Source organism: Pseudomonas sp. R37(2017), assembly GCF_002113375.1.
GTDB lineage: Bacteria > Pseudomonadota > Gammaproteobacteria > Pseudomonadales > Pseudomonadaceae > Aquipseudomonas.
In genome coordinates this window covers 353211-376974 of sequence record NZ_NEHO01000005.1, presented here as the reverse complement: position 1 = coordinate 376974, position 23764 = coordinate 353211, and the positions used below count along the sequence as shown (strand labels likewise).

Genomic DNA, 23764 nt, shown 5'->3' with positions numbered 1-23764 from the left:
TGCACTCGCAAACAGCCCACGAATACAGCGTACCGAACTGGTATTTCTTACAGGTTCCAACCACCCCGAATCGCGCTATAAAAGACTCCTCGAGTTACACACCGCCCTCCAAGGCGCCCTACCCCGGGAGACCAGCCATGTACACTGCGAGCCCAGCCCAGTTCCGATCTGAAACACCGCCCACCCAGTCACTCGGCTACGCGATCCCCCCGAAACTCTCCGCCAGAGAGCAGGAAATCCTGAAGTGGTGTGCCATGGGCAAATCGTCCTGGGAGATCGGACGGATCCTCAATTGCTCTGAGGCGGGGGTGAATTATCACTTCTGCAATATTCGTAGAAAATTCGGCGTCAGCTCGCGTTGGCTGGCGCTGGTCAAGGCCATGGAACTGGGGCTGGTCGAATTGAAGGACCGAGAGGGCCCGACTGAAACCAGACAGGCTGCCTCTCGGAAAAAAGGGCGGGGTTCAAGCGTCAGTTGCGTATGAACTGTGTTCCGGCGGCTGCGGACGTGCCCGTGGGGCAGCATCCGGATTTTCCGTGAACTATTGGCTTTCAGTTCATTTCCAGCTCAGCCATCAAATCATTCAAACGATCCACCTTCTCCCCGGTGATGTCGTTGGCCGCCAACCCGTCGATGTACCCGGCCAATTCCTCCACCGTGCTGCATTCGAACATCGCCCGCAGAGGCACATCCCGTTGCAGGGTTTTCTGCACCCGCGAAGCGATTTGCGTGGCCAGCAGCGAATGTCCGCCCAACTCGAAGAAGTTGTCGCGAATACCCACCTGTTCGACCTTCAACACCTCGGCCCAAATGTCGGCGAGGGTCTGCTCCAGGTCATTGCGCGGCGCGGCATAGTCCTGGCTGTGCAGTTGGCCGATCTCCAGCGCCGGTAGCGCCTTGCGATCCAGCTTGCCATTGGCATTGAGCGGCAGCTTGTCCAGCCACAGCCAATGCAGCGGCACCATGTACTCCGGCAGTTCGGCACGCAGTCGCCGCTTGATTCGCTCCAGTTCCTCGCTTGAATCAAGCGAAGTATCGGCCGTGACCAGATAACCAACCAGGTGCTTGCCGTTGACGCCTTCCTGCACAGCCACCGCTGCGTCACGGATTTGCGGTTGCTCATGCAGACGCGCTTCGATTTCGCCCAGCTCGATACGGTAGCCGCGAATCTTCACCTGGTGGTCGACCCGGCCGACATACTCCAGCACACCATCGCTGCGCCGGCGAGCCAGGTCACCGGTGCGATACAGACGCTCACCCGGCGCACCGAACGGGTTCGGCACGAACACCGGTGCCGTGCGCAGCGGATCGCTGACATAGCCGCGACCGACGCCGGTGCCGGCGACGCACAACTCGCCCACCGCGCCCAGCGGCACCAGTTCCAACGCGCCGTCGAGCAAATACAAACGGTTGTTGTCGGTCGGCGTGCCGATCGGCAGGTAGCTGCCGCGAGTGGATGCCATGTCGACACGGAAAAACGCCACATCATCCGAGCACTCCGCCGGACCGTAGGCGTTTACCAGGCCGATGTCCGGATAGCGCTGCAGCCATTGATGCGCCAGCTCCGGTGGCATCGCTTCACCGGTCGGCAGCATCCAGCGCAGGCCGTCGAGGTCCATGCGCTCCTGGGCGAGCATGCCCTGGATCAGCGACGGCACGCTTTCCAGCACGGTGATGCCCTGGGTCGCAACATGCGCCAGCAAGCCCTGGGGATCGTGGGCGATGGTGTTCGGCACAATGTCCACCCGTGCGCCGAACAACAGCGCGGCGAGGAACTGCCAGACGGAAATGTCGAAGCTTTGCGAGGCGGTTTGCGCGACCACATCGGCGTCGCTCAGGTTCAGGTACGGCACCTTGCTCAACTGGTTGTTGAGCATGCCGCGCTGTTCGACCATCACGCCCTTCGGCAAGCCGGTGGAACCGGAGGTGTAGATCACGTAGGCCAGGTTGTCCGGGGCACTGTAGAGACCCGGATTATCCGCCGAGAGCGCAAGGGCCTGGACTTCCTCCCAGACCAGCAGTCGTGGCCGACTGGCGCAGCCGAACTCGTCGAGCAAGACCTGCGCCTGCTCACGGCATGCTTGCGTGCACACCAGCAATGGCGTGCGGCTCAGATCGATGATCCGGTTCAGGCGCTGGCTCGGCAAACCCGGGTCCAGCGGCAGATAGCCCGCCCCGGCCTTGAAGCTGCCGATGATCATGCCCAGCAACTCGAGGCTGCGCTCGGCCAGCAAGGCCACCGGTTGGTCCCGACCGACACCGGCGGCCAGCAACGCATGGCCGAGACGGTTACTGCGCTCGTTCAACTCAAGATAGCTGTACTGCCGGTCAAGACAACTGGCGGCGATCCGCTGCGGGTGCCGGGCGACCCGGGTTTCGAACAATGAAACGTAGCTCTGCTCCAGCGGATATTGCTGTTCGCTCTGGTTACAGCCATGCAGAAGGAAATCCCGCTCCTGCGCCCCCAGCAACGGCAGGTCGGCCATGTCGTCATGGAAACCGTCCACCAGCGCCAGCAGCAAACGCTTGAACTCAGCGAGCATGCGCTCGACCGTGGCTTGCTCGAAGTAGCGCTGGTCGTAGGACAGGTGCAAGCCCAGGTCATCGCCTGGATAGCACACCGCCGTCAGCGGGAAGTTGGTGTGGGTGCGGCCCGAATCCGAGGTCGCGTTGAGGCTCTGCGCACGGTCCAGCACCGAGACTTCCACCGGGGCGTTTTCGAACACGAACAGGCTGTCGAACAGCGGCTGGCCTTTGGGCAGTTCGCTTTGCTCCTGGATGTTCACCAGCGGCAGGTATTCGTACTCGCGCAGTTGCATGTTGCTGTCGAGCAATCCGTTGAGCCACTCACGCACGCTGCAACGCTGGCCGTCCTCGGGCATTTTCACCCGCAGCGCGATGCTGTTGATGAACAGGCCGACGGTGCGCTGCATCTGTGGCATGTCCACCGGACGTCCGGCCACGGTGACGCCGAACAGCACGTCGCGATCACCGCTCAAGCGCCGCAACACCAACGCCCACGCTGCCTGGGCGAAGGTGTTGATGGTCAGTTGGTGGGCCTGGGCCAGCTCGCGCAATTGCGCACCGTCACGGGCGTCGAGCCTTGTGTAGCAGTCGCCGACGATCATGCCGCCGCTGTCGCCGGCATGTTCGCGCAGGATTGGCCGGTCGCTGGGGATCGGCGTGGTCCGTTCGAAGCCTTGCAGGTTGGTTTTCCACCATTGCCGCGCTTCGGCCAGGCTCTGGCGTTGCAACCAGGCGATGTAGTCGCGATAGCGCGGCGGCACCGCCAGCTGTGCTTCCCGGCCTTCGCCCAGGGCGCTGTAGATTTCAAAGAAATCGTTCATCAACAGCGAACGGCACCAGGCATCGATGAGGATGTGGTGGTTGCTCATCATGAACCAGTAGCGCGCCGCACCGACCCGGATCAGGCGCAGATGGAAGGGTGCCTGGTTGAGCAAGTCGAAACCCGCCTCGCGTTCGGTCTTGAGCAGGGTTTGCAGCTTCGGCTCTTGCTCGGCTTCGGCCACGTCGCTCCAGTCGAGGTACTCGATCGGCGTGCCGCCCGGCTTGTGGATCACCTGCAGCATGTCTTCGCCGACGTTCCAGCAGAACGACGCGCGCAACGCTTCGTGGCGGGCGATCACCGCTTGCCAGGCCCGGGCGAAACGCTGCGGATCGAGCTCGCTGTCGATGCGATAGCGGTCCTGCATGTAGTACAGGCCGGTGCCAGGCTCCAGCAAGGTGTGCAACAACATGCCTTCCTGCATGGGTGTCAACGGGTAGACATCTTCAATCACGGAAGCCGGAACCGGCAGCGCATCCAGTTGCGTCTGGCTGAGCTGCGCCAGCGGGAAGTCCGACGGTGTCAGGCCACCGGCATCGTCGCGCAGGCAATGTTCGATCAGGCTTTGCAGCTCGCCCATGTAAGCACCGGCCAGATCATCGATGGTTTGCGCATCGTAGCGTTCGGCACTGAACGTCCAGCGCATCACCAGTTCACCGCCATACACCTGACTGTCGACGCTCAGCTCGTTGGGCAACGGTGCATTGGCATCGTGGGCCGCGCCGATGGCTTCATCCAGCGGATGGAACAGCGCATCGGCAGCAAAGCTCTGGTCGAACTGTCCCAGGTAGTTGAAGGTGATCGGCGCCACCGGTAACTCGGCCATGCCCTGACGGCTCAGGTCATCGGCGAGATAGCGCAGCACGCCATAACCCAGGCCGTTGTGCGGCACGGCGCGCAGTTGCTCCTTGATCGCCTTGATCGAAGCGCCCTGCCCCGCTGCCTCTTCAATGTTCGACGGGGCAAGGCGCAACGGGTAGGCGCTGGTGAACCAGCCCACGCTGCGGGTCAGGTCGATGTCCTCGAACAGCGCTTCGCGGCCATGGCCTTCCAGCTGAATCAACACCGATGCGTGACCGCTCCAGCGGCACAGCACCCGGGCCAATGCGGTCAGCAACAGGTCGTTGACCTGAGTGCGATAGGCACTCGGCGCCTGTTGCAGCAATTGCCGGGTGCGCTCGCTGTCGAGGCGCACGCTGACGGTTTGCCCATGACGATTCTGTCGACCGCCGTCCGGGCGGTCGCACGGCAGTTCGGCGCTCGGTCCGGCCAATTGGGTCTGCCACCAGCCCAGTTCCTCACGCAGGGACTCGCTGCCGGCATAGGCCTGCAAGCGTGCAGCCCAGTCCTTGAAAGCGCTGGTTTTTGCCGGCAGTTTCACCGACTGCCGCGCGTCGAGTTGGCGGTACGCGGTTTGCAGGTCGTCCAGCAGTACGCGCCATGAAACACCATCGACGACCAGATGGTGAATCGCGATGAACAGCCGTTGCTGGCCCTCGGGACCATCGACCAGCAACACGCGCATCAGCGGCCCCTCTTCGAGGTCGAGGCTGCGCTGGGCATCGGCGAACAGGGCGGGGCATTTATCCATCGACGAAACGCGCACCTGCCACAGCACCGGCACGTCGCAGATCGGCTGATGCCGGGCTTGCCACTGACCGGCGATCCGGCTGAAGCGCAGACGCAAGGCGTCGTGCTGCTCGATCAGCGCCAGCAGCGCTTGCTCCAGGCGGTGGGACTCCAGAGGTGCCGTCGGCTGCAGCAACAACGCCTGGTTCCAGTGCTGGCGTTGCGGGATATCCGTGTCGAAGAACCAGTGCTGGATTGGCGTCAGTCGCGACTCGCCCATGATCAGGCCTTGTTCGGCGCTGATCTGCTCGGTGCGGGTGGCCACGGCGGCGAGGGTCCGTACGGTCTGATGCTGGAACAGGTCGCGCGGGCTGAAGTGAATACCCTGCTGCCGCGCCCGGCTGACCACCTGGATCGACAGGATCGAGTCGCCGCCCAGTTCGAAGAAGTTGTCGTCGAGGCCGACCTGTTCGACGTTCAGCACTTCGCACCAGATCTGTGCCAGCGTGACTTCGAGCTCGTTGCCCGGTGCCACGTACTGCTGACGATTCAGCTCCGGGTCCGGTGCCGGCAGTGCGCGACGGTCGAGTTTGCCGTTGGCGGTCAGTGGCATGCGGGCCAACAGGATCAGGTGCATGGGCACCATGTAATCGGGCAGCTGCGATTTCAGGTGTGCCTTGAGGGCTTCGCGCAATGCGCTTTGCTGCGCATCGCTCTGCCCGGCGATGTCACTGACGAGGTAAGCGACCAGTTGCTTGCCGCTCGGCGTATCGAGGGCCAGCACCACCGTTTCACGGACCGATTCGTGTTCCAGCAAACGGCTTTCGATCTCGCCCAATTCGATGCGGAAACCGCGAATCTTCACTTGATGGTCGATCCGCCCCAGGTATTCCACCAGGCCATCGTCGCGCTGGCGAACCAGGTCGCCGGTACGGTAGATACGCCCGCCATTGGCGGCAAACGGGTCGGCCACGAAGCGTTCAGCGGTCATGCCCGGACGCTGGTGATACCCCTGCGCCAGACCAGCGCCCCCCACGTACAGCTCACCGGTCGCGCCCTGCGGCACCAACGCCAGATCGGCGTCGAAAATGTAAGCCACGCGGTCGCCGATCACGCTGCCGATCGGCACACTGCCGGCGCCCTCTTCCAGCACTTCAGGCGCAAGGCTGGCCAGCGGCATGACCACGCTTTCGGTCGGGCCATAGGCGTTGAAGAACTGGCTCGGCGCGAACGCTGCGCGAATGCGCGCCAGGTGTTCGCCGCTCAGCGCTTCGCCGCCGGTGATGATCATGCGCACCGGCAGGATTTCATTTTGCGTTGCCAGCCACTGCGCCAACTGGCTGCCATAGCTCGGGGTGAAACCGAGGACGTTGATGTGGTGACGACGGATCAGGCCACAGATTTCCTGTGCGTCCCACTGCCCTTGCGCCCGCAACACCACCTGCGCGCCGCTGAGCAGCGGCACCAGCAAGCGTTCGGTGGCGGCGTCGAAGTTGATCGAATAGAAGTGCAGTTCACAGTCGTCCGGGCGCATACCGAAGCGCTCGATCACCGCGCGACAATGCATGGCGATTTCGCCGTGGGACACCACCACGCCTTTGGGTTTACCGGTCGAGCCCGAGGTGTAGATCAGATAGGCCTGATGCTGCGCCTGGCTGATCGACGGCAACTCGGTGGCCGGGTAATTGGCAAGCCTGGCCGCGTCTTCTTCCACGCACCAGCGACCCACCGCTGACGGCAACTCACCAAGGGCCTTGAACATCGCGGCATCGCTGAGCAGCAGACCGATGCCGCTGTCTTCGATCATGTAATGCAAGCGGTCCAGCGGGTATTCCGGATCGAGCGGCACATAGGCGCCACCGGCCTTGAGGATCGCCAGCAGGCCGACGACCATGTCCAACGAACGCTCCAGCGCCAGACCCACACGAACCTGCGGCCCGACACCGCGCTCGCGCAGCATCCAGGCCAGGCGATTGGCGCGACTGTCGAGTTCGCCATAGCTCAGGGTCTGCCCGGCGAAGGTCAGGGCCGGAGCATCCTTGCGCAGCAAGGCTTGCTCGGCGAACAGGTGATGGATGCACTGGTCCAGCCGATGCTCACCCGGTTCGACACCCAGACTGTCGAGCAGATTCTGTTGTTCACCAGCGTCCAGCAGCGGCAATTCGCTCAAGCGTTGCTGCGGATCGGCGATCAGCGCCTCCAGCACGTTGCGCCAATGCGTGGCCATGCGGGCGATGCGCGGCTCGTCGAACAGATCGGTGCTGTAGGTCAGGCAGCAACCCAGGCGATGGTCGAGGTCGGTGACTTCCAGGTTGAGGTCGAACTTGGTCGCACGCGCATCGTTGACCAGGTACTCGACCGTCATGCCGGCCAGAGTACGGCTTTGCTGGAACTCCCAGCGCTGTACGTTGCACATCACCTGGAACAGCGGGTTGTAGGCAGCGCTGCGCGGTGGCTGCAAGGCTTCCACCAGATGATCGAACGGCAGGTCCTGATGGGACTGGCCTTCGATCACCGTGTGGCGCACCTGCTCGAACAATTCGCCGACGGACATTTGCCCGTCGAGCTGGCAACGCAGCACCTGGGTGTTGAGGAAGGCCCCGATCAGCCCTTCGCTTTCCGGGCGAATGCGGTTGGCCACCGGCGCACCGATGCGCAAGTCGGTCTGGCCGCTGTAGCGGTACAGCACGACAGCCAGGGCGGCGGTCATGGTCATGAACAGCGTCAGGCCCTGCTGCGCATTGAAGGCGCGTACCCGTGCCGCGAGGTCATCGCTCAGGTCGAAACGGTACAACTCCCCCTGGTGGCTTTGCGCCGGCGGACGCGGACGGTCGGCCGGCAACTCCAGCAGCGGGTGTTCGCGACCCAGTTGCGCGGTCCAGTAATCGAGCTGGCGTTGACGCTCGCCGGACTCCAGCCACTGACGCTGCCACACGCTGTAATCCAGGTACTGCACCGGCAATGGCGCGAGGGGCGATTCGCGCTCATCGACAAAGGCTTCGTACAGCGCACTGAGTTCCCGGGCGAAAATGTCCATCGCCCAGCCTTCGGTGACGATGTGGTGCAAGGTCAGCACCAGGTAGTGTTCCTGCTCGGCAGTCTTGACCAGACAGGCGCGCAGCAACGGTCCGGCTTCCAGATCGAAGGGCTGGTGCGCTTCGTCGTCGGCCAATTGCTGGACCTGCCACTCGCAGCCTTCGGCATCCAGCGCGGTGAAATCCTTCCACGCCATGCGCACATCGGATTGAGCGTGCACCTGTTGACGGGCGACGCCGTCGATGCTCGGGAAGGTGGTGCGCAGGGTTTCGTGGCGCATGATCAAGGCTTGCAGCGCCGCTTCAAGACACGCGACATCCAGCACGCCGCGCAGCCGCGCCATGCCGCCGACGTTGTAGGCCGGGCTGTCCGGTTCCATCTGCCAGAGAAACCACATGCGCTGCTGGGAATAGGACAGTGGCACCCCTTGGCTGCGGTCGACCTTTTCAATCGGCGGTTGTTTGTTGCTGCTGCCGCTGGACTGGAGCAAGCGAACCTGCTCGGCAAACGCGCCGAGGTCGCTGTGCTCGAACAGCGTGCGCAGCGGCAACTCGACGTCGCAGGCCTGACGGGTACGGGAGATGATTTGCGTGGCCAGCAATGAGTGGCCGCCCAGGGCAAAGAAATCATCGCCCAGGCCGACCTGGGCCAGGCCCAGCACTTCGCGCCAGATTCCGGCGATGTGCCGTTCCAGTCCAGACACCGGTTCGACGTGTTCGCGCACCTGCCATTGCGGTTCCGGCAAGGCGCGGCGGTCGAGTTTGCCGCTTGGGCCGAGGGGCATTGCATCCAGGCGCATCAGTTGCGCGGGGATCATGTATTCCGGCAATTCGGCGGCCAGTGCGCTGTTCAGGCGAGCGATTTGATCGGTTTCACCCCCGGCATTGTCCGCAGCGCTGTAGTAACCGATCAACTGAGCTCCGGTCAGGGTTTCGCGCACCAGCACCACGGCTTGCGCAACGCCGTCCTGGGCCAACAGACGCGCTTCGATTTCCTGCGGCTCAACGCGGAACCCGCGCAGTTTGACCTGCTGATCGAGGCGGCCCAGGTATTCGATCACGCCGTGCGCCGTCCAGCGCACCCGGTCGCCGGTGCGGTACAGGCGTTCGCCCGGCCCACCCAAGGGATCGACCACGAAGCGTTCGGCGGTCAACGCCGGACGACCGAGGTAACCACGGGCCAGACCAATGCCGCCGATGCACAGTTCGCCCGGCACGCCGACCGGAACCGGATTGAGATCGCTGTCGAGCACGCGGCAAATCACATTGCCCAATGGCCGGCCAATCGGCGAACGTTCGCCGTCGAGGCGGGAGCAATGCCAATGGGTGACGTTGATCGCGGTTTCGGTCGGTCCGTAGCGGTTGTGCAATTGCACCGCCGGCAGTTGCGCCAACACCCGGTTGCGCAGCTCCGCGGGCAAGGCTTCGCCACCGGAGAATACCCGGCGCAGGCTGGTGCATTGCGCGCTGAGCGGTTCGTCGATGAACAGTGAAAGCAGCGGCGGCACAAAGTGCAACGTGGTCACGCCGTGCTCTTGCACAAGCTGTGCGATGCGATGCGGATCGCGGTGTTCGCCGGGTCCGGCTATCAATAAACGTGCGCCGGTGATCAGGGGCCAGAAGCACTCCCACACCGACACGTCGAAACTGATCGGCGCCTTTTGCATCAGCACGTCGGTTTCGTTCAGGCCATAGGTGGCCTGCATCCATTGCAGGCGCTCGGCCAACGCCGCGTGGGTGTTGCCGACGCCTTTTGGCTGGCCGGTGGAACCGGAGGTGTAAATCACGTAGGCGAGGTTGTCGCCCTGCAGATGCAGCCCCGGCGCCTGGCTTGGCCAGTTCTCCAGATGCAAGGCGTCCATGGCGATCACGCTGACGCCATCAGGCGCCGGCAAGCGCTCCAGCAATCGGCTTTGCGTCAGCAGCAATTGGACTCTGCTGTCGCTGAGCATGTAGGCCAGGCGCTCGGCCGGGTAATCCGGATCGAGTGGCACGTAGGCGCCCCCCGCCTTGATGATCGCCAGGAGGCCGACCAGCAGTTGCGGCGAACGCTCGCAGGCGATCGCCACGCAGACATCCGGACCGACGCCTTTGTCACGCAGGTAATGGGCCAGGCGGTTGGCCCGGGCGTGCAATTCGGCGAAATCCAGACTGCCGCCCTCCCACACCAGCGCGGTGCGCTGCGGCGTCTGACGCGCCTGTTCGTTGAGCCATTCGGGCAGCCATTGGTTGGCCGCCGTGCACACCGCGGTCCCCCACTCCGATTGCTGTCGCTGCTCGACAGCCGTCAACAATGGCAGGTCACCGATGGCACTGGTCGGTTGCTCGCAGATGGCGTGCAGCAAGTTGCCGAAATGCTCGGCCAGGCGCTCGATGGTCGTGGTATCGAACAACTCGCTGGCGTAATCGAAGGACAAGGTCAGGCGACCATTACGGTCTTCTTCGCTGTGCAATTGCAAATCGAACTTGGCTTCGCGGCTATGCCACGGCAGCTCCTCGGCCAACAAGCCCGGCAGCCGGCGCAAGGCGCTCAGGTCCCGTTGCTGGTGGTTGAACATGACCTGGAACAAACCCTGTTCGCGGGCCTGGGGGAAGGCTTCCAGCAGTTGTTCGAACGGCAGGTCCTGATGGGCCTGGGCATCCAGCGTGGTGAGTCGGGTTTGTGCCAGCAATTCAACGAATGGCAGGCGCGAATCCACCTGCGCGCGTAGCACCTGGATGTTAATGAAGAAACCGATCAGCCCTTGGGTTTCCAGGCGCGGACGATTGGCATTGGGCACGCCGATGCGGATGTCCCGCTGACCGCTGTAGCGCTGCAACAGCGCCTGAAACGCCGCGAGCAACAGCATGAACGGTGTGGACTCATGGGCCTGGGCGGTCTGGCGAATGGCGTCGCTGAGGGTCGCGCCAAGACGCACCGTGTGGCGCGCAGCGCTGCGCCGTTGTTGTGCCGAGCGTGGATGATCGGTGGCCAGGCTCAACACGGGCTGCTCGTCGCCCAACTGCGCTTTCCAGTAAGCCAGTTGCCGTTCGCCTTCCCCTTGTGCCAGCCATTGACGCTGCCAGCTAGCGTAATCGGCGTACTGGGTCGGCAGTGGCGCCAGCAGCGCTTGCTGACCCTGGGAAGCGGCCGCGTACAGGCGCGAGAACTCGTCGATCAGCACATTCAGCGACCAGCCATCGGCAATGATGTGATGCAGGGTCACGAGCAACTGGTGATCCTCGTCGGCGAGGCGCACCAGCGTCACCCACAGCAGCGGGCCTTGCTCCAGATCGAACCGGGTACGCGCTTGGTCCTCGCGGATTTGCAGCGCTCGAGCTTCTCGCTCGGCCACCGGCAGGTCGCTGATGTCGATCATTTGCAGGTTGAACCCAGCGGCCGGATCGACCTGCTGCAACGCTACGCCATCACGCTCGAAAAAGCGTGTGCGCAAGGATTCATGACGCTCGATCAACTGCTGGAAACTGACGCGCAAGGCTTCTTCATTCAACTCGCCACGCAAGCGCAAGGCACCGGGAATGTTGTAGGCGCTGCTCTGCGGATCGAGTTGCCAGGTGATCCACAGCCGGTTTTGTGCCAGCGATTGCGGCATCGGTTGCTGGCGCGACAGCGCGGTGATCGCGCCCTGGGCCAGCCCCCCGTCCTGTTGCCGGCGGGCCACTTCATCGGCGAATGCCGCCAGGGTCGGTGCTTCGAAGAGCAGGCGCAGGTTCAACTCCAGCCCCAGCTCTTCACGCAGACGCGCGACCACTTGCGTGGCCGCAATGGAGTTGCCGCCGAGCAGGAAGAAGTGATCGTCGGCCCCCACCTGCCTGACTTGCAACTGCTCACACCAGATGCGGCCGATCAGACTTTGCAGCTCCGAGCCCGACTCGATCCGGCTTGCGCTTTCGCTGTTGGCCGACGGGAATACCGCATAGCTGTCGAGGCTGCCGTCTACCAGGCGACTGCGGCACGCCGAGCGTTGCAGTTTGCCGCTGGAGGTCTTGGGCAGCGCGCCCGGATTGAGCAGTACCACCACGCTCGGCGCTTCCTGACAAGCCTCGGCAACGGCCTGGCGAATGGCCTTGATCAACCCGTCGGGTGACAGGATCTTCTGCACGCTGCGGCTGATTTCCGCAGCGATGCCGATGCCTTCCTGACCGTCCACGTTGATGGCGAACGCGGCGACGCGCCCTTTGCGCACCACCTCCACTTCACGTTCGACGGTCTGCTCGATGTCCTGTGGGTACAGGTTGTGCCCGCGCACGATCAGCATGTCCTTCAGGCGCCCAGTGATGAACAGTTCGCCGTTGCGCATGAAGCCCAGGTCACCGGTGCGCAGCCAGGCCTGGCCGGCATGCTGGACGAAGGTCTCGGCGGTCGCTTCAGGGTTGCGCCAGTAGCCGTGGGCGATGCTCGGTCCGGCGGCCCAGATTTCGCCGACTGCATTGTCGCCCACCTCAGTGAGCGACACCGGATCGACAACCAGCACAGCGTGGTCAGGCTGACTGATGCCGCAACTCATGATCGCGCTGCCCTCACCCGGTTCGACGCGGTTTTGCGTCAGGGCCGGATCGTCCACGCGCAAATTGCCGATGCCTTGGCCACGGGGTGTACCGGCCACGAACAGCGTGGCTTCGGCCAGACCGTAGGAGGCCATGAAGCTGTCTGCGGTGAAGCCGCAGGTCGCGAACTTCTCGGCGAAGCGCTCAAGGGTGTCGAGGCGAATCGGTTCGGAACCGGAATACGCCACGCGCCAGCCACTCAGGTCGAGCCGTTCCAGGGCTGACTCGCTGACCCGCTCGCTGCACAGGCGATAGGCAAAATCCGGCCCGCCGCTGATGGTGCCGCCGTATTCGCTGATCGCCTCCAGCCAGCGCAACGGCCGGCCAAGGAAGTACGCCGGCGACATCAGCACGCACGGCACACCGCTGAAAATCGGCTGCAGCAGGCCACCGATCAGACCCATGTCGTGGTACAGCGGCAGCCAGCTGACGATGACGTCGTCGGGGTTCAGGTCGATGCCGAAACCATGGCGAATCAGTAACTCATTGGCGACCAGGTTGCCATGGCTGACTTGCACGCCCTTGGGCAGCGCGGTGGAGCCGGAGGTGTATTGCAGGAAGGCGATGTGATCGCTGTGCAAATCCGCTGCGACCCAGCGCTCGGCCAGCGCAGCGTCAAGGGTATCGACACACAGCAACGGCGGCGCCCCTTCGATGTCCAGCAAGGCATCGCGCAGGCCGGCACTGGTCAGCAGCAAGCGCGGTTGCGCATCGCTGATGATCGACAGCAGGCGCTCCTGGTGATGACGGCGTGTCGACTCCGGCGGATAGGCCGGCACTGCGATCACGCCGGCGTACAGGCAACCGAAGAACGCCGCGACATAGTCCGGACCACTGGGGAACAGCAGCACGGCGCGGTCGCCAAAATCCGCCTGGGCCTGCACTGCGCCGGCAATCGTCCGCGCCCGTTGATCCAGCTCGCGATAGCTGAGCACCACAGCATGCTCCGGGGTCTCGGCAAGAAAACGCAAGGCCACCCGATCCGGCGTCAGGACCGCGCGGCGCTGAAGGGCTTGGACCATTGTGCTGGGGAGTTCGAATGCGTCAGTCATGAGGTTTCCTGCCTGGTTTCGGCTTGGTAGGAGCGAGCCTGCTCGCGAACATCTGGAGAACGCTGCGGGGGTGTCAGGCGCCCATCGTCATCGTTGACGACCATCGCGATCGGGCTCGCTCCTACAGGGTTGTGGGGATTGCGCTGTGCCAATTACCAATCAGAACGGATGACGTCCTGAAATAATTAGACGAGCACCAGGCGGGCTGAAGTGCGTCAGCGTGTCGCAGTTCTCACTCCGCACTTTTGCAGCGCACTGGTTATTTTTCTCATTTGACAATCATTATCATTAAGCCTAATTTGTCGCTCGATTGTGCAGGACGGCCCCCCGGTTTATCCCCCGTCCCACTAACCTTTTGGCAGCCAGGTGATTTCCATGATGGAACCAGTGTCCACAAGCAGGTGCGATACACCGCTACTTCAGGTATTCGTCGACAATCGACTGATTCTGGTGAAGATCGCAGCCCGGATTACCGGCTGCCGTTCACGTGCCGAAGATGTTGTGCAGGACGCATTTTTCCGGTTGCAATCGGCCCCGCCCATCACCAGTTCGATCAAGGCTCAGCTCAGCTACCTGTTCCAGATCGTGCGCAACCTGGCCATCGACCACTACCGCAAGCAGGCGCTGGAGCAGAAGTATTCCGGCCCTGAAGAGGAAGGGCTGAATGTGGTGATCCAGGGTGCGTCACCGGAAACCTCGCATATCAATTTCTCGACGCTGGAGCACATCGCCGACGCGTTGACCGAGTTGCCCAGTCGCACCCGCTACGCCTTCGAGATGTATCGCCTGCACGGCGTACCGCAAAAAGACATCGCCAAAGAGCTCGGTGTCTCGCCGACCCTGGTGAACTTCATGATCCGGGATGCGCTGGTGCACTGCCGCAAGGTGTCGGGCAAGCGTGGGGATATGGCTGCTCGCCAATAGGATCCGAGATCTGCGGCGTGACCATCGCGAGCATGCTCGCTCCTACAGGTTCAACGCACACTCTGTAGGAGCGAGCATGCTCGCGATGAGCGCTCAAGACCGCCAAAGATCTTCAGCCTCAGGCCAGTCCGCACCGATCAAAAAACCGCTCCCGCCCCAACACCATCAAGGCCGCGCGCTTGTGCGGAAAGTCGAACTCTTTCTCGCAGTGAAAGCCTTGGCTCTGCATGTACCCGATCATCTTCGCGTTATCGGCCCGAGGCTCGGCAACCACGCGCTGCGTGCGCGGATCATCGAGAAACAGATAATGCACCAGCGCCGATAACCAGCTTGCCACCTTGTGCGGACCGCGATGGTTTTCCTCGCCCACCAGCATGTGGATGCCACGGTCGTAATCGCCGACGTCATAGAAGGGTGCGATGCGATCTTCCCTGGCCCAGTAGGCTTCGAAGTAGGCGAACGGTTGATCGTCGAAACAGCCAATCAGCGTCAGGGTGTGCGGGTCGGCCTCGAGTTTGCCCAGGTACTCCCGGTGCTGTTCGAGGCTACCCTCCTCCTGCCAGAAACTGGCGACACGCGGGCTGTTCTGCCAGCGATGGAAACGCGCCAGGTCTTGCTCGATTTCCAGCGTGCGCAAAGAAACCCAGGCCCCCAGCCGTGCATCGAAGCGTCGATATACTTCACCGCGGGGTTTGACCGGTCGCAACGGATGACGCTTGCCGTCGGAGATGACCATTTGCTGCGGATAACTGCCGGTCAGGAAGTGCCCCAGCCACGGCTGCGGCAACTGCCAGAACAAGGTGCGCTCACAGTGATACCGGCCGCTGACGGAAGTCGGGACCAGCAGGCCGCTGAGCACGGCTTCGGTCGGCACGTCCTGCAATTGCCAGAGCAGGCGCTGGCAGTCCGGGTCGCGGGCGAACAGCCAGTAACAGGCCGCCCACAACGCCAGTCCGTCGGAGCAGTTGAATCGCTCTTGCAGGTGCACGGACAACTCGGGGCCACGAACCAGCCGCAGGGTGAGCAGCGGTTGCCCTTCCAGGCAGAGGCTCAGGCGGCATTCGGTTTCATCAGCGGCAAGACGACTGCCATTGGGCAGGCACAGGGCCGTCAGGTCATTCAGATTGGACATGGATCAGGCTCACGATAATCGTCGACAGTTCATCGAGGTGACGTGAGCCACGGCGGGAAATTTAGGCAAAGACCGTCAATTGGCGACCTGTGGCGCCGAATCGCTGTGCGGGACCGGCACAAGCGCAATCTTGTACGGATCGAAGATCTTCAGCATCTGGCCGTTGTCCCGCAAGCCTTGCAGCAACCTGCCGAATGCCTCGCCGCTGATAGGGGCCGTCGGGCGCAGGATGGCGTAATGGTGATAGATCTGATCGATGCGATCAGACGCCAACAACTCTTTGGCGACATCCGGATTGCGCAAAAAGTAGTCATTGAGGTAAGAGCGCGTGACCAGTGCAATGTCGGCCCGATCGCGCATCACCATCAACAGATTGCTGTCATGGGAATAGGTCAGGGTGGCATTGTATTTTGTCGCCAGGTACTTGGGCTCGGCGTTGAAGTTGGCGAACTCATAGTGATAGCCGCTGAACAGTGCCAGGCGCTTGCCGTTCAGGTCGGCAAAATAGTCCTGGTGCCGGTCGGGCAAGCGTTGCGCGACAAAAATTTCGGCGTCTTCCAGCCCCATGTCGACGGCCGTGTGGGGGATTTCTTGCCAACCCCAGGCAGGATTTTCAAAGATGGCCATGTCGATCCGGCCCTGCTTGAAGTCACCGAAGCGCCGGGGAATGGACGTGGGCACCAGGACAAACTGGTAGTCGCTTTGCGATGCGTTCAGGGCCTCGACCAGTTGCGGCAGCAAGCCGGTATCGGCCCCGGATTCCGGACGCACGGTGTAGGGCGGAAAGTGCGCGGCACCAATGCGCACCAGTTGCGCAGCCTGGGCGGGCATCATTACTGACACTGCAAGCATCGCCAGCAAAAGCCGCGAGGCTGTCCGAATTGACGAACCCATCAAAACAACCCCACTCCCCGATAAAACGGCATCAATGCCTTCAAGCTAGGCGCTTTTGCCCAGTTAGCCAGTTTAATGCTGGCCAATACAAGCTTATTGCCGGTTTTCCAGTACCAGAATCAACGCTTCTTCGGCCAACTGATCAAGGCTCATACTGCCGTCGGCGCGAAACCATGTGGTGGTCCAGGACAATGCGCCGGTCAGGAAGCGTCGGGTAATGAACACATCACCGCGGATAAACCCGGCGGTCTTGGCCTCGCCCAACACTTGCAGCCAGATGTCCTCATAGATATCGCGCAGCGCCAGGACCCTGGCCTGGCCGTCGTCGGACAGCGAGCGCCATTCGTAGACCAGCACCGCCATGGCCTCGCCGCTGCCACCCATGATCGACTGCAATTCACAGCGGATCAGCGCCAGCACCCGTTCGCGCACATTGCCCGCCTCGGCAATGGCCGCACGCATCAACGCGGTGTTGTAGCGGATGGTTTCTTCCATCACGGCGCGCAGGATTTCGTCCTTGCTTTTGAAGTGATGGAAAATACTCCCGGACTGAATGCCCACGGCGCCGGCCAGGTCACGCACGGTCGTGCGCTCATAGCCTTTATTGCGGAACAGGTGAGCCGCCACTTGCAGCAGTTTGCCCCGGGCGCTGTCCGGGTCGGTCAATTGGCCGTCGTCCACCAATTCGCGCATGACCCTCAGGGCTTTTTGCTCGTCCACCCGTTCTCTCCTACAGTCGATCAATCAGTAACGCCGATCCCCCCGAAAACAGTGGGGTTGCGCGGGCAATTTAAGCTCATGGATGGAACCAAGCAAGCGCTTGGGAAGAAGATAATCAAGCCATTTACAAACCAAGCGCTTGCTTGGTAATGTCGATGCACTTCGGTTGGAGGTGGTTATGGAACGGACTGCGCCAAAAACAATTCGCATCGGATGCGCCAGCGCCTTCTGGGGCGATACCTCGACCGCTGCCGCGCAACTGGTGGAACACGGGCATCTGGACTATCTGGTCTTCGATTACCTGGCCGAGATCACCCTGTCGATCATGGCCGGCGCACGAATGAAAGATCCCCAGGCCGGCTATGCGGGCGACTTCATCGAAGTGCTCGCACCCTTGCTGCCGCAGCTCGCGCAACACGACATCCGGGTCATCAGCAATGCCGGCGGGGTCAATCCCCAAGCGTGCGCCGCCGCCCTGCAAGCGGCCTGCGACAAGGCCGGGGTGGCGCTGAAGATCGCCGTGCTGCTGGGTGATGACCTGCAGCCGCAATTCAAACAGCTGGGCAACCTGGGCATTCATGAAATGTTCAGCGGCGCGCCCCTGCCATCGATGTGCGTCTCGACCAATGCCTACCTCGGCGCACCCGGCATCGTCGAAGCCTTGCGCCTGGGCGCGGACATCGTGATCACCGGGCGAGTGGTCGACAGTGCGGTGGTCAGCGCCGCGCTGGTGCATGAGTTCGGCTGGTCGTGGCACGACTACGACAAGCTCGCCCAGGCGGCATTGGCCGGGCACATCATCGAATGCGGCGCCCAGTGCACCGGCGGCAACTTCACTGACTGGCGCGACGTCCCCGACTACGAACACATCGGATTTCCCATCGTCGAAGTCAGCGCCGACAGCCAGTTCATCGTCAGCAAACCCGCAGGAACCGGCGGACTGATCACACCACTGACAGTGGGCGAACAGATGCTGTATGAAATCGGTGACCCGCGGGCGTACCTGCTGCCGGACGTGGTGTGCGATTTCACTCAGGTCAAACTGCTGCAACAAGGCAAGAACGCGGTGCGGGTGCACGGCGCCAAAGGCCTGCCGCCGACCGCTCAGTACAAGGTCAGCGCCACCTTCCTCGATGGCTTTCGCTGCACCGCCAGTTGCCTGATGGCCGGTATCGATGCCGTCGACAAGGCGCGGCGGGTCAGCGACGCGATCATCAACAAGACCTCGGAAATGTTCCGCCAGCGCGGTTGGGCGCCGTACAGCGACGTGAGTATCGAGTTGCTGGGCAGCGAGGCCACTTACGGCCCTCACGGCCAGCGCCAGGACAGCCGCGAAGTGGTGATCAAACTCGCGGTGCGCCATCCGGACAAGCGTGCGCTGATCGTGTTTTCCCGGGAAATAGCCCAGGCCGCCACCGGCATGGCGCCGGGGTTGACCGGCATTGTCGGGGGCCGGCCGACGGTGTACCCGCTGATCCGGCTGTTCTCGTTCCTGATCGACAAAACCGCCTGCACGCTGGACATTGATTGCATGGGCTTGCGCCACCGTTGTGCCCTGCCCGCCCTCGATGTGCTCGACCCGCTGGACCTGCCAGTCCCGCTCGCCCCACCGAAACCGACGGGCCTGGCCGACGCCAGCGTGGCACTGGTCAAACTGGCGGTGGCCCGATCCGGCGACAAGGGCAACCACAGCAACATCGGCGTCATGGCCCGCGACCCGGAATTTCTGCCATGGATCGCCGAAGCCTTGACCCCGGAAGTGATCGTCGACTGGATGGACCACGTCCTCGATCCCATCCACGGGCGAGTCGAGCGCTGGTACTTGCCCGCCAGCCATAGCCTGAATTTCCTGCTGGAAAACGCCCTCGGCGGTGGCGGTGTCGCCAGCCTGCGCATCGATCCGCAAGGCAAAGCCTTCGCCCAGCAACTGCTGGAAATCCAGATTCCGGTGCCGCAGCGCATCGCCGACCAGTTCAACTAGAGGATTGCCGCCATGGCCTACGATTCGATTTTCAAAGCCGATTTGTTTGCCGGCCAAAACATCATCGTCACCGGTGGCGGCAGTGGCATCGGCCGCTGCACCGCCCACGAACTGGCGGCCCTTGGCGCCCACGTGCTGCTGGTCGGGCGCAAGGCCGACAAGCTGAAAACCGTTGCGGCGGAGATCACCGACGACGGCGGCAAGGCCGATTGGGCGGTTTGCGACATCCGCGAGGAAGAAGCGGTGGAACATCTGGTCAGCGAACTGATCCGCAAACATGGCCTCATTCACGGCCTGGTCAACAATGCGGGGGGGCAATACCCGTCGCCCTTGGCCTCGATCAACCAGAAGGGTTTCGAAACCGTGATGCGCACCAATCTGGTGGGCGGTTTCCTGATGGCCCGGGAAGTGTTCAACCAGTCCATGAGCAAGCACGGCGGCGCCATCGTCAACATGCTCGCCGACATGTGGGGCGGTATGCCCGGCATGGGTCACTCCGGCGCGGCACGTTCGGGCATGGACAACCTGACCAAGACCGCCGCGTACGAATGGGGTCATGCCGGGGTGCGGGTCAACGCCGTGGCGCCGGGCTGGATTGCCTCCAGCGGCATGGACACCTATGAAGGCGCCTTCAAGGCCGTGATCCCGACCCTGCGTGAACACGTGCCGCTCAAGCGCATCGGCACCGAATCGGAAGTCAGCGCGGCGATTGTGTTCCTGCTCAGCCCGGCAGCGGCGTTCGTCAGCGGCAGCACCCTGCGCATCGACGGCGCCGCCAGCCTCGGCGGCCGCGCCTGGCCGATCCACAAGGCGACCAACAGCGAGTCGTACAACGGTTTCCATCGCGCCTACATACCAGACGTATTGAAGGACAAGGAATAACCCATGCCGGTGATTCAGTCGCAACTCGATCCCCACAGCGAGCAGTTCACCCAGAACCGCGCGGCGATGCTCAACGCCATCGAGCAAGTCCGCGTGCTCGAACAGAACTTGCTGAACAAGGCTGCCGAAGCCAAACCCAGGTTCGAAAAACGCGGCCAGTTACTGCCCCGCGAGCGCCTCGATCTGCTGCTGGACCCCGGTGCGCCGTTTCTTGAACTGGCCAGCCTGGCCGGCTACAAGTTGCACGATGACAAGGACGGCAGCTCCGCCGGTGGTGGCTTGATCGCTGGTATCGGCTATGTGTCCGGCGTGCGTGTGCTGGTGGTCGCCAATAACAGTGCAATCAAGGGCGGGACCATCTCCCCCAGCGGCTTGAAAAAGTCCCTGCGCCTGCAACAGATCGCCATGGAAAACAAACTGCCGGTGATCACCCTGGCCGAAAGCGGCGGCGCCAACCTCAATTATGCGGCGGAGATTTTCGTCGAAGGCGCGCGCAGCTTTGCCAATCAGGCGCGGATGTCGGCCATGGGCTTGCCGCAGATCACCGTGGTGCACGGCTCGGCGACGGCGGGCGGTGCCTATCAGCCGGGGCTGTCGGATTACGTGGTGGTGGTGCGCGGCAAAGCCAAGCTGTTTCTCGCCGGTCCGCCACTGCTCAAGGCCGCCACCGGCGAAGTCGCCACCGATGAAGAACTGGGCGGCGCCGAGATGCACGCACAAACCGCCGGCACCGCCGAATACCTGGCTGAAAACGACGCCGACGGCGTGCGTCAGGTGCGCGAGATTGTCGCTTTGCTGCCGTGGAACGAACAACTGCCCCCACTGCCCGAACGTCGCTGGGAAGAACCGCTCTACCCCATCGACGAACTGCTGGGCCTGATCCCGGATGACCCGAAAAAACCCTACGACGTACGCGAGATCATTGCCCGGATTGCCGACGCTTCGAACTTCCTCGAGTTCAAGGGTGAGTTTGATCAGCAGACCGTGTGCGGCCATCTGAAAATCCAGGGCCGCGCCTGTGGCTTTATCGGCAACAACGGCCCGATCACCCCTAAAGGCGCGAGCAAGGCTGCCCAGTTCATCCAGCTGTGCGATCAGAGCCAGACGCCGCTGCTGTTTTTCCACAACACCACCGGGTTCATGGTCGGCACCGAATCGGAACAACAAGGCGTGATCAAGCACGGCGCAAAGATGATTCAAGCGGTGGCCAACGCCCGGGTGCCGAAGCTGACCATCGTCGTCGGTGGCTCTTACGGCGCGGGCAACTATGCGATGTGCGGGCGCGGCCTCGATCCGCGTTTCATCTTCGCCTGGCCCAACAGCCGCACCGCCGTCATGGGCGGCGCGCAAGCGGGCAAAGTGCTGCGCATCGTCACCGAGGCCAAGCAGGCCAAGGACGGCCTGGTGCCCGACCCGAAAATGCTCGACATGCTGGAGCAGGTGACCGCGCAGAAGCTCGACAGCCAGTCCACGGCGCTGTACGGCAGTGCCAACCTGTGGGACGACGGTTTGATCGACCCACGGGATACCCGGACCTTGCTGGGTTATCTGCTGGATATCAGTCACGAGGCCGAAGTGCGGCCATTGCAAGCCAACAGTTTTGGCGTCGCCCGGTTCTAGGCCCGGCTAATGGAGAACAACAAAAAATGATCTTCACCCAGGAACACGAAGCACTGCGCCGCACAGTACGCCAATTCGTCGAACACGAGATCAATCCCCACGTCGAGGAATGGGAAAAGGCCGGACGCTTCCCCATCCACGAGATCTTCCGCAAGGCCGGCGAGCTCGGCTTGCTGGGGATATCCAAACCGGAAAAATTCGGCGGCATGGGGCTCGACTACAGCTATTCGATCGTGGCCGCCGAAGAGTTCGGCACTATTCATTGCGGTGGCATCCCGATGTCCATCGGCGTGCAGACCGACATGTGCACCCCGGCCCTCGCCCGTTTCGGCTCCGACGAACTGCGCGACGAATTCCTGCGCCCGGCCATCAGCGGCGAACAGGTCGGCTGCATCGGCGTCTCCGAAGTCGGTGCCGGCTCCGACGTCGCCGGGTTGAAAACCACCGCGCGCAAGGACGGCGACGATTACGTGATCAACGGCAGCAAGATGTGGATCACCAACTCGCCGAGCGCCGACTTCATCTGCCTGTTGGCCAACACCTCGGACGACAAGCCGCACATCAACAAGTCACTCATCATGGTGCCGATGAATACACCGGGCATCAGCCTCAGCTCGCATCTGGACAAGCTCGGCATGCGCAGTTCGGAAACCGCCCAGGTGTTTTTCGACAACGTGCGCGTGCCGCAGCGCAACCGCATCGGCCATGAAGGCGCGGGGTTCATGATGCAGATGCTGCAGTTCCAGGAGGAACGCCTGTTCGGCGCGGCCAACATGATCAAGGGCCTGGAGTATTGCGTCGACAGCACCATCGAATACTGCAAGGAGCGCAAGACCTTCGGTAACGCACTGATCGACAATCAGGTGATCCACTTCCGCCTGGCTGAACTGCAAACCGAAATCGAATGCCTGCGGGCGCTGGTCTATCAGGCCACCGAGCAATACGTCAAAGGCCAGGACGTGACGCGCCTGGCCTCGATGGCCAAGCTCAAGGCCGGGCGCCTGGGCCGCGAAGTCAGCGACAGCTGCCTGCAATACTGGGGCGGCATGGGCTTCATGTGGGACAACCCTGTGGCCCGTGCCTACCGCGACGTGCGGCTGGTGTCGATTGGCGGTGGCGCCGACGAAATCATGCTGGGAATCATCTGCAAACTAATGGGTATTTTGCCGGGGAAAAAGAAATGAACAGCCTGCCCGATTGCCAGACCTTGCTGCTGGAACTGCACAACGGCGTGTTGCACATCACCCTCAACCGTCCGGAATGCCGAAATGCGATGAGCCTGCAGATGGTCGCCGAATTGCGCTCGGTGCTGGCTGCGGTACGCGATAAACCAGGGGTTCGCGCACTGGTGATCGGCGGCGTCGGCGGGCACTTCTGTGCCGGCGGCGACATCAAGGACATGGCCAGTGCCCACGCTCAGGGTACGAGTGCACACCGCGACACGAATCGAGTGTTCGGTGTACTGCTGCAAGAAGTGCAACACGCGCCGCAAGTAGTGATCACTGTGCTGCAGGGGGCGGTGCTCGGCGGTGGCCTCGGCCTGGCCTGTGTCAGCGATATCGCCCTGGCCGATCATCAGGCGCAATTCGGCCTGCCGGAAACCAGCCTCGGCCTGCTGCCAGCGCAAATCGCACCGTTCGTGGTGCAACGCATCGGCCTGACCGAGACTCGAAGGCTGGCCCTGACGGCGGCTCGTTTTGATGGCCACCAGGCTCGACGCATGGGACTGGTGCATTTTGTCGAGCATGATCCCCAGGCCCTGGCCGAGCGTCTCGATGAGGTGCTGGCCCATGTGTTGTGCTGTGCGCCGGGGGCGAATGCGGCGACCAAAAAGCTCTTGCTGGCGAGTGCCGGAGAACCGTCGAACGCCCTGCTGGATCAGGCTGCCGAATGGTTCAGCGAAGCGGTGAGCGGAGCCGAAGGCGTCGAGGGAACATTGGCCTTCGTGCAAAAACGCAAACCGGGGTGGGCTTCATGAAAAGCATCGCGAGCAGGCTCGCTCCTACACTGGATTTATGCCGTTCATAAACCTGTGGGAGCGAGCCTGCTCGCGAAGAGGC

At 62.7% G+C, this 23764-nt stretch carries 11 protein-coding genes; 7 read left to right on the top strand and 4 right to left on the bottom strand.

Annotated features, from left to right (window positions below; all coding sequences use genetic code 11):
- The first annotated feature begins 137 nt into the window (after positions 1 to 137).
- Positions 138 to 485 carry a LuxR family transcriptional regulator gene (locus CAG47_RS29235; protein WP_085725030.1) on the top strand — a complete coding sequence of 116 codons (348 nt, stop codon included), beginning with the start codon at positions 138 to 140 and terminating at the stop codon, positions 483 to 485.
- Positions 486 to 552: 67 nt separating this feature from the next.
- Here the strand turns inward: CAG47_RS29235 and CAG47_RS11835 are convergent, their stop codons facing one another.
- The gene (locus tag CAG47_RS11835) at positions 553 to 13551 is read right to left on the bottom strand and encodes a non-ribosomal peptide synthetase (RefSeq protein WP_085725029.1); all 12999 of its coding nucleotides are present in this window, start codon (positions 13549 to 13551) and stop codon (positions 553 to 555) included.
- 375 nt (positions 13552 to 13926) lie between these two features.
- On the opposite strand from CAG47_RS11835, the gene CAG47_RS11830 reads away from it, so the two are divergent.
- Positions 13927 to 14475, top strand: coding sequence for an RNA polymerase factor sigma-70 (locus tag CAG47_RS11830; RefSeq protein ID WP_085725028.1), 549 nt, complete (start codon positions 13927 to 13929; stop codon positions 14473 to 14475).
- A gap of 118 nt (positions 14476 to 14593) precedes the next feature.
- On the opposite strand, the gene CAG47_RS11825 is transcribed toward CAG47_RS11830, so the two are convergent.
- From CAG47_RS11825 to CAG47_RS11815, 3 genes are all read right to left on the bottom strand, one after another.
- Positions 14594 to 15607, bottom strand: a complete 1014-nt coding sequence (locus CAG47_RS11825) for a GNAT family N-acetyltransferase (protein WP_085725027.1) — start codon at positions 15605 to 15607, stop codon at positions 14594 to 14596.
- A 75-nt stretch (positions 15608 to 15682) separates the two neighbouring features.
- A complete protein-coding gene (locus CAG47_RS11820) occupies positions 15683 to 16501 on the bottom strand; it encodes an ABC transporter substrate-binding protein (RefSeq protein WP_085725026.1) in 819 nt (272 codons plus the stop codon).
- 93 nt (positions 16502 to 16594) lie between these two features.
- On the bottom strand, positions 16595 to 17221 hold the full coding sequence (locus CAG47_RS11815) for a TetR/AcrR family transcriptional regulator (RefSeq protein ID WP_085725025.1): 627 nt from the start codon (positions 17219 to 17221) through the stop codon (positions 16595 to 16597).
- Between the two features lie 178 nt (positions 17222 to 17399).
- Here CAG47_RS11815 and CAG47_RS11810 point away from each other — a divergent pair, with 178 nt between their 5' ends.
- The 5 genes from CAG47_RS11810 to CAG47_RS11790 are packed head-to-tail and all read left to right on the top strand — an operon-like array spanning position 17400 to position 23682.
- Entirely contained in the window at positions 17400 to 19202 is a 1803-nt protein-coding gene (locus CAG47_RS11810; RefSeq protein WP_085725024.1) for an acyclic terpene utilization AtuA family protein, read from the top strand.
- 12 nt (positions 19203 to 19214) lie between these two features.
- Positions 19215 to 20084, top strand: a complete 870-nt coding sequence (locus CAG47_RS11805) for an SDR family oxidoreductase (protein ID WP_085725023.1) — start codon at positions 19215 to 19217, stop codon at positions 20082 to 20084.
- A gap of 3 nt (positions 20085 to 20087) precedes the next feature.
- Positions 20088 to 21704, top strand: a complete 1617-nt coding sequence (gene atuC / locus CAG47_RS11800) for a geranyl-CoA carboxylase subunit beta (RefSeq protein ID WP_085725022.1) — start codon at positions 20088 to 20090, stop codon at positions 21702 to 21704.
- 26 nt (positions 21705 to 21730) lie between these two features.
- Positions 21731 to 22888, top strand: a complete 1158-nt coding sequence (atuD, locus tag CAG47_RS11795; RefSeq protein WP_085725021.1) for a citronellyl-CoA dehydrogenase — start codon at positions 21731 to 21733, stop codon at positions 22886 to 22888.
- Positions 22885 to 23682, top strand: a complete 798-nt coding sequence (locus tag CAG47_RS11790) for an enoyl-CoA hydratase-related protein (protein WP_085725020.1) — start codon at positions 22885 to 22887, stop codon at positions 23680 to 23682. The genes atuD and CAG47_RS11790 overlap by 4 nt, the downstream gene beginning before the upstream one ends.
- Positions 23683 to 23764: the final 82 nt, after the last annotated feature.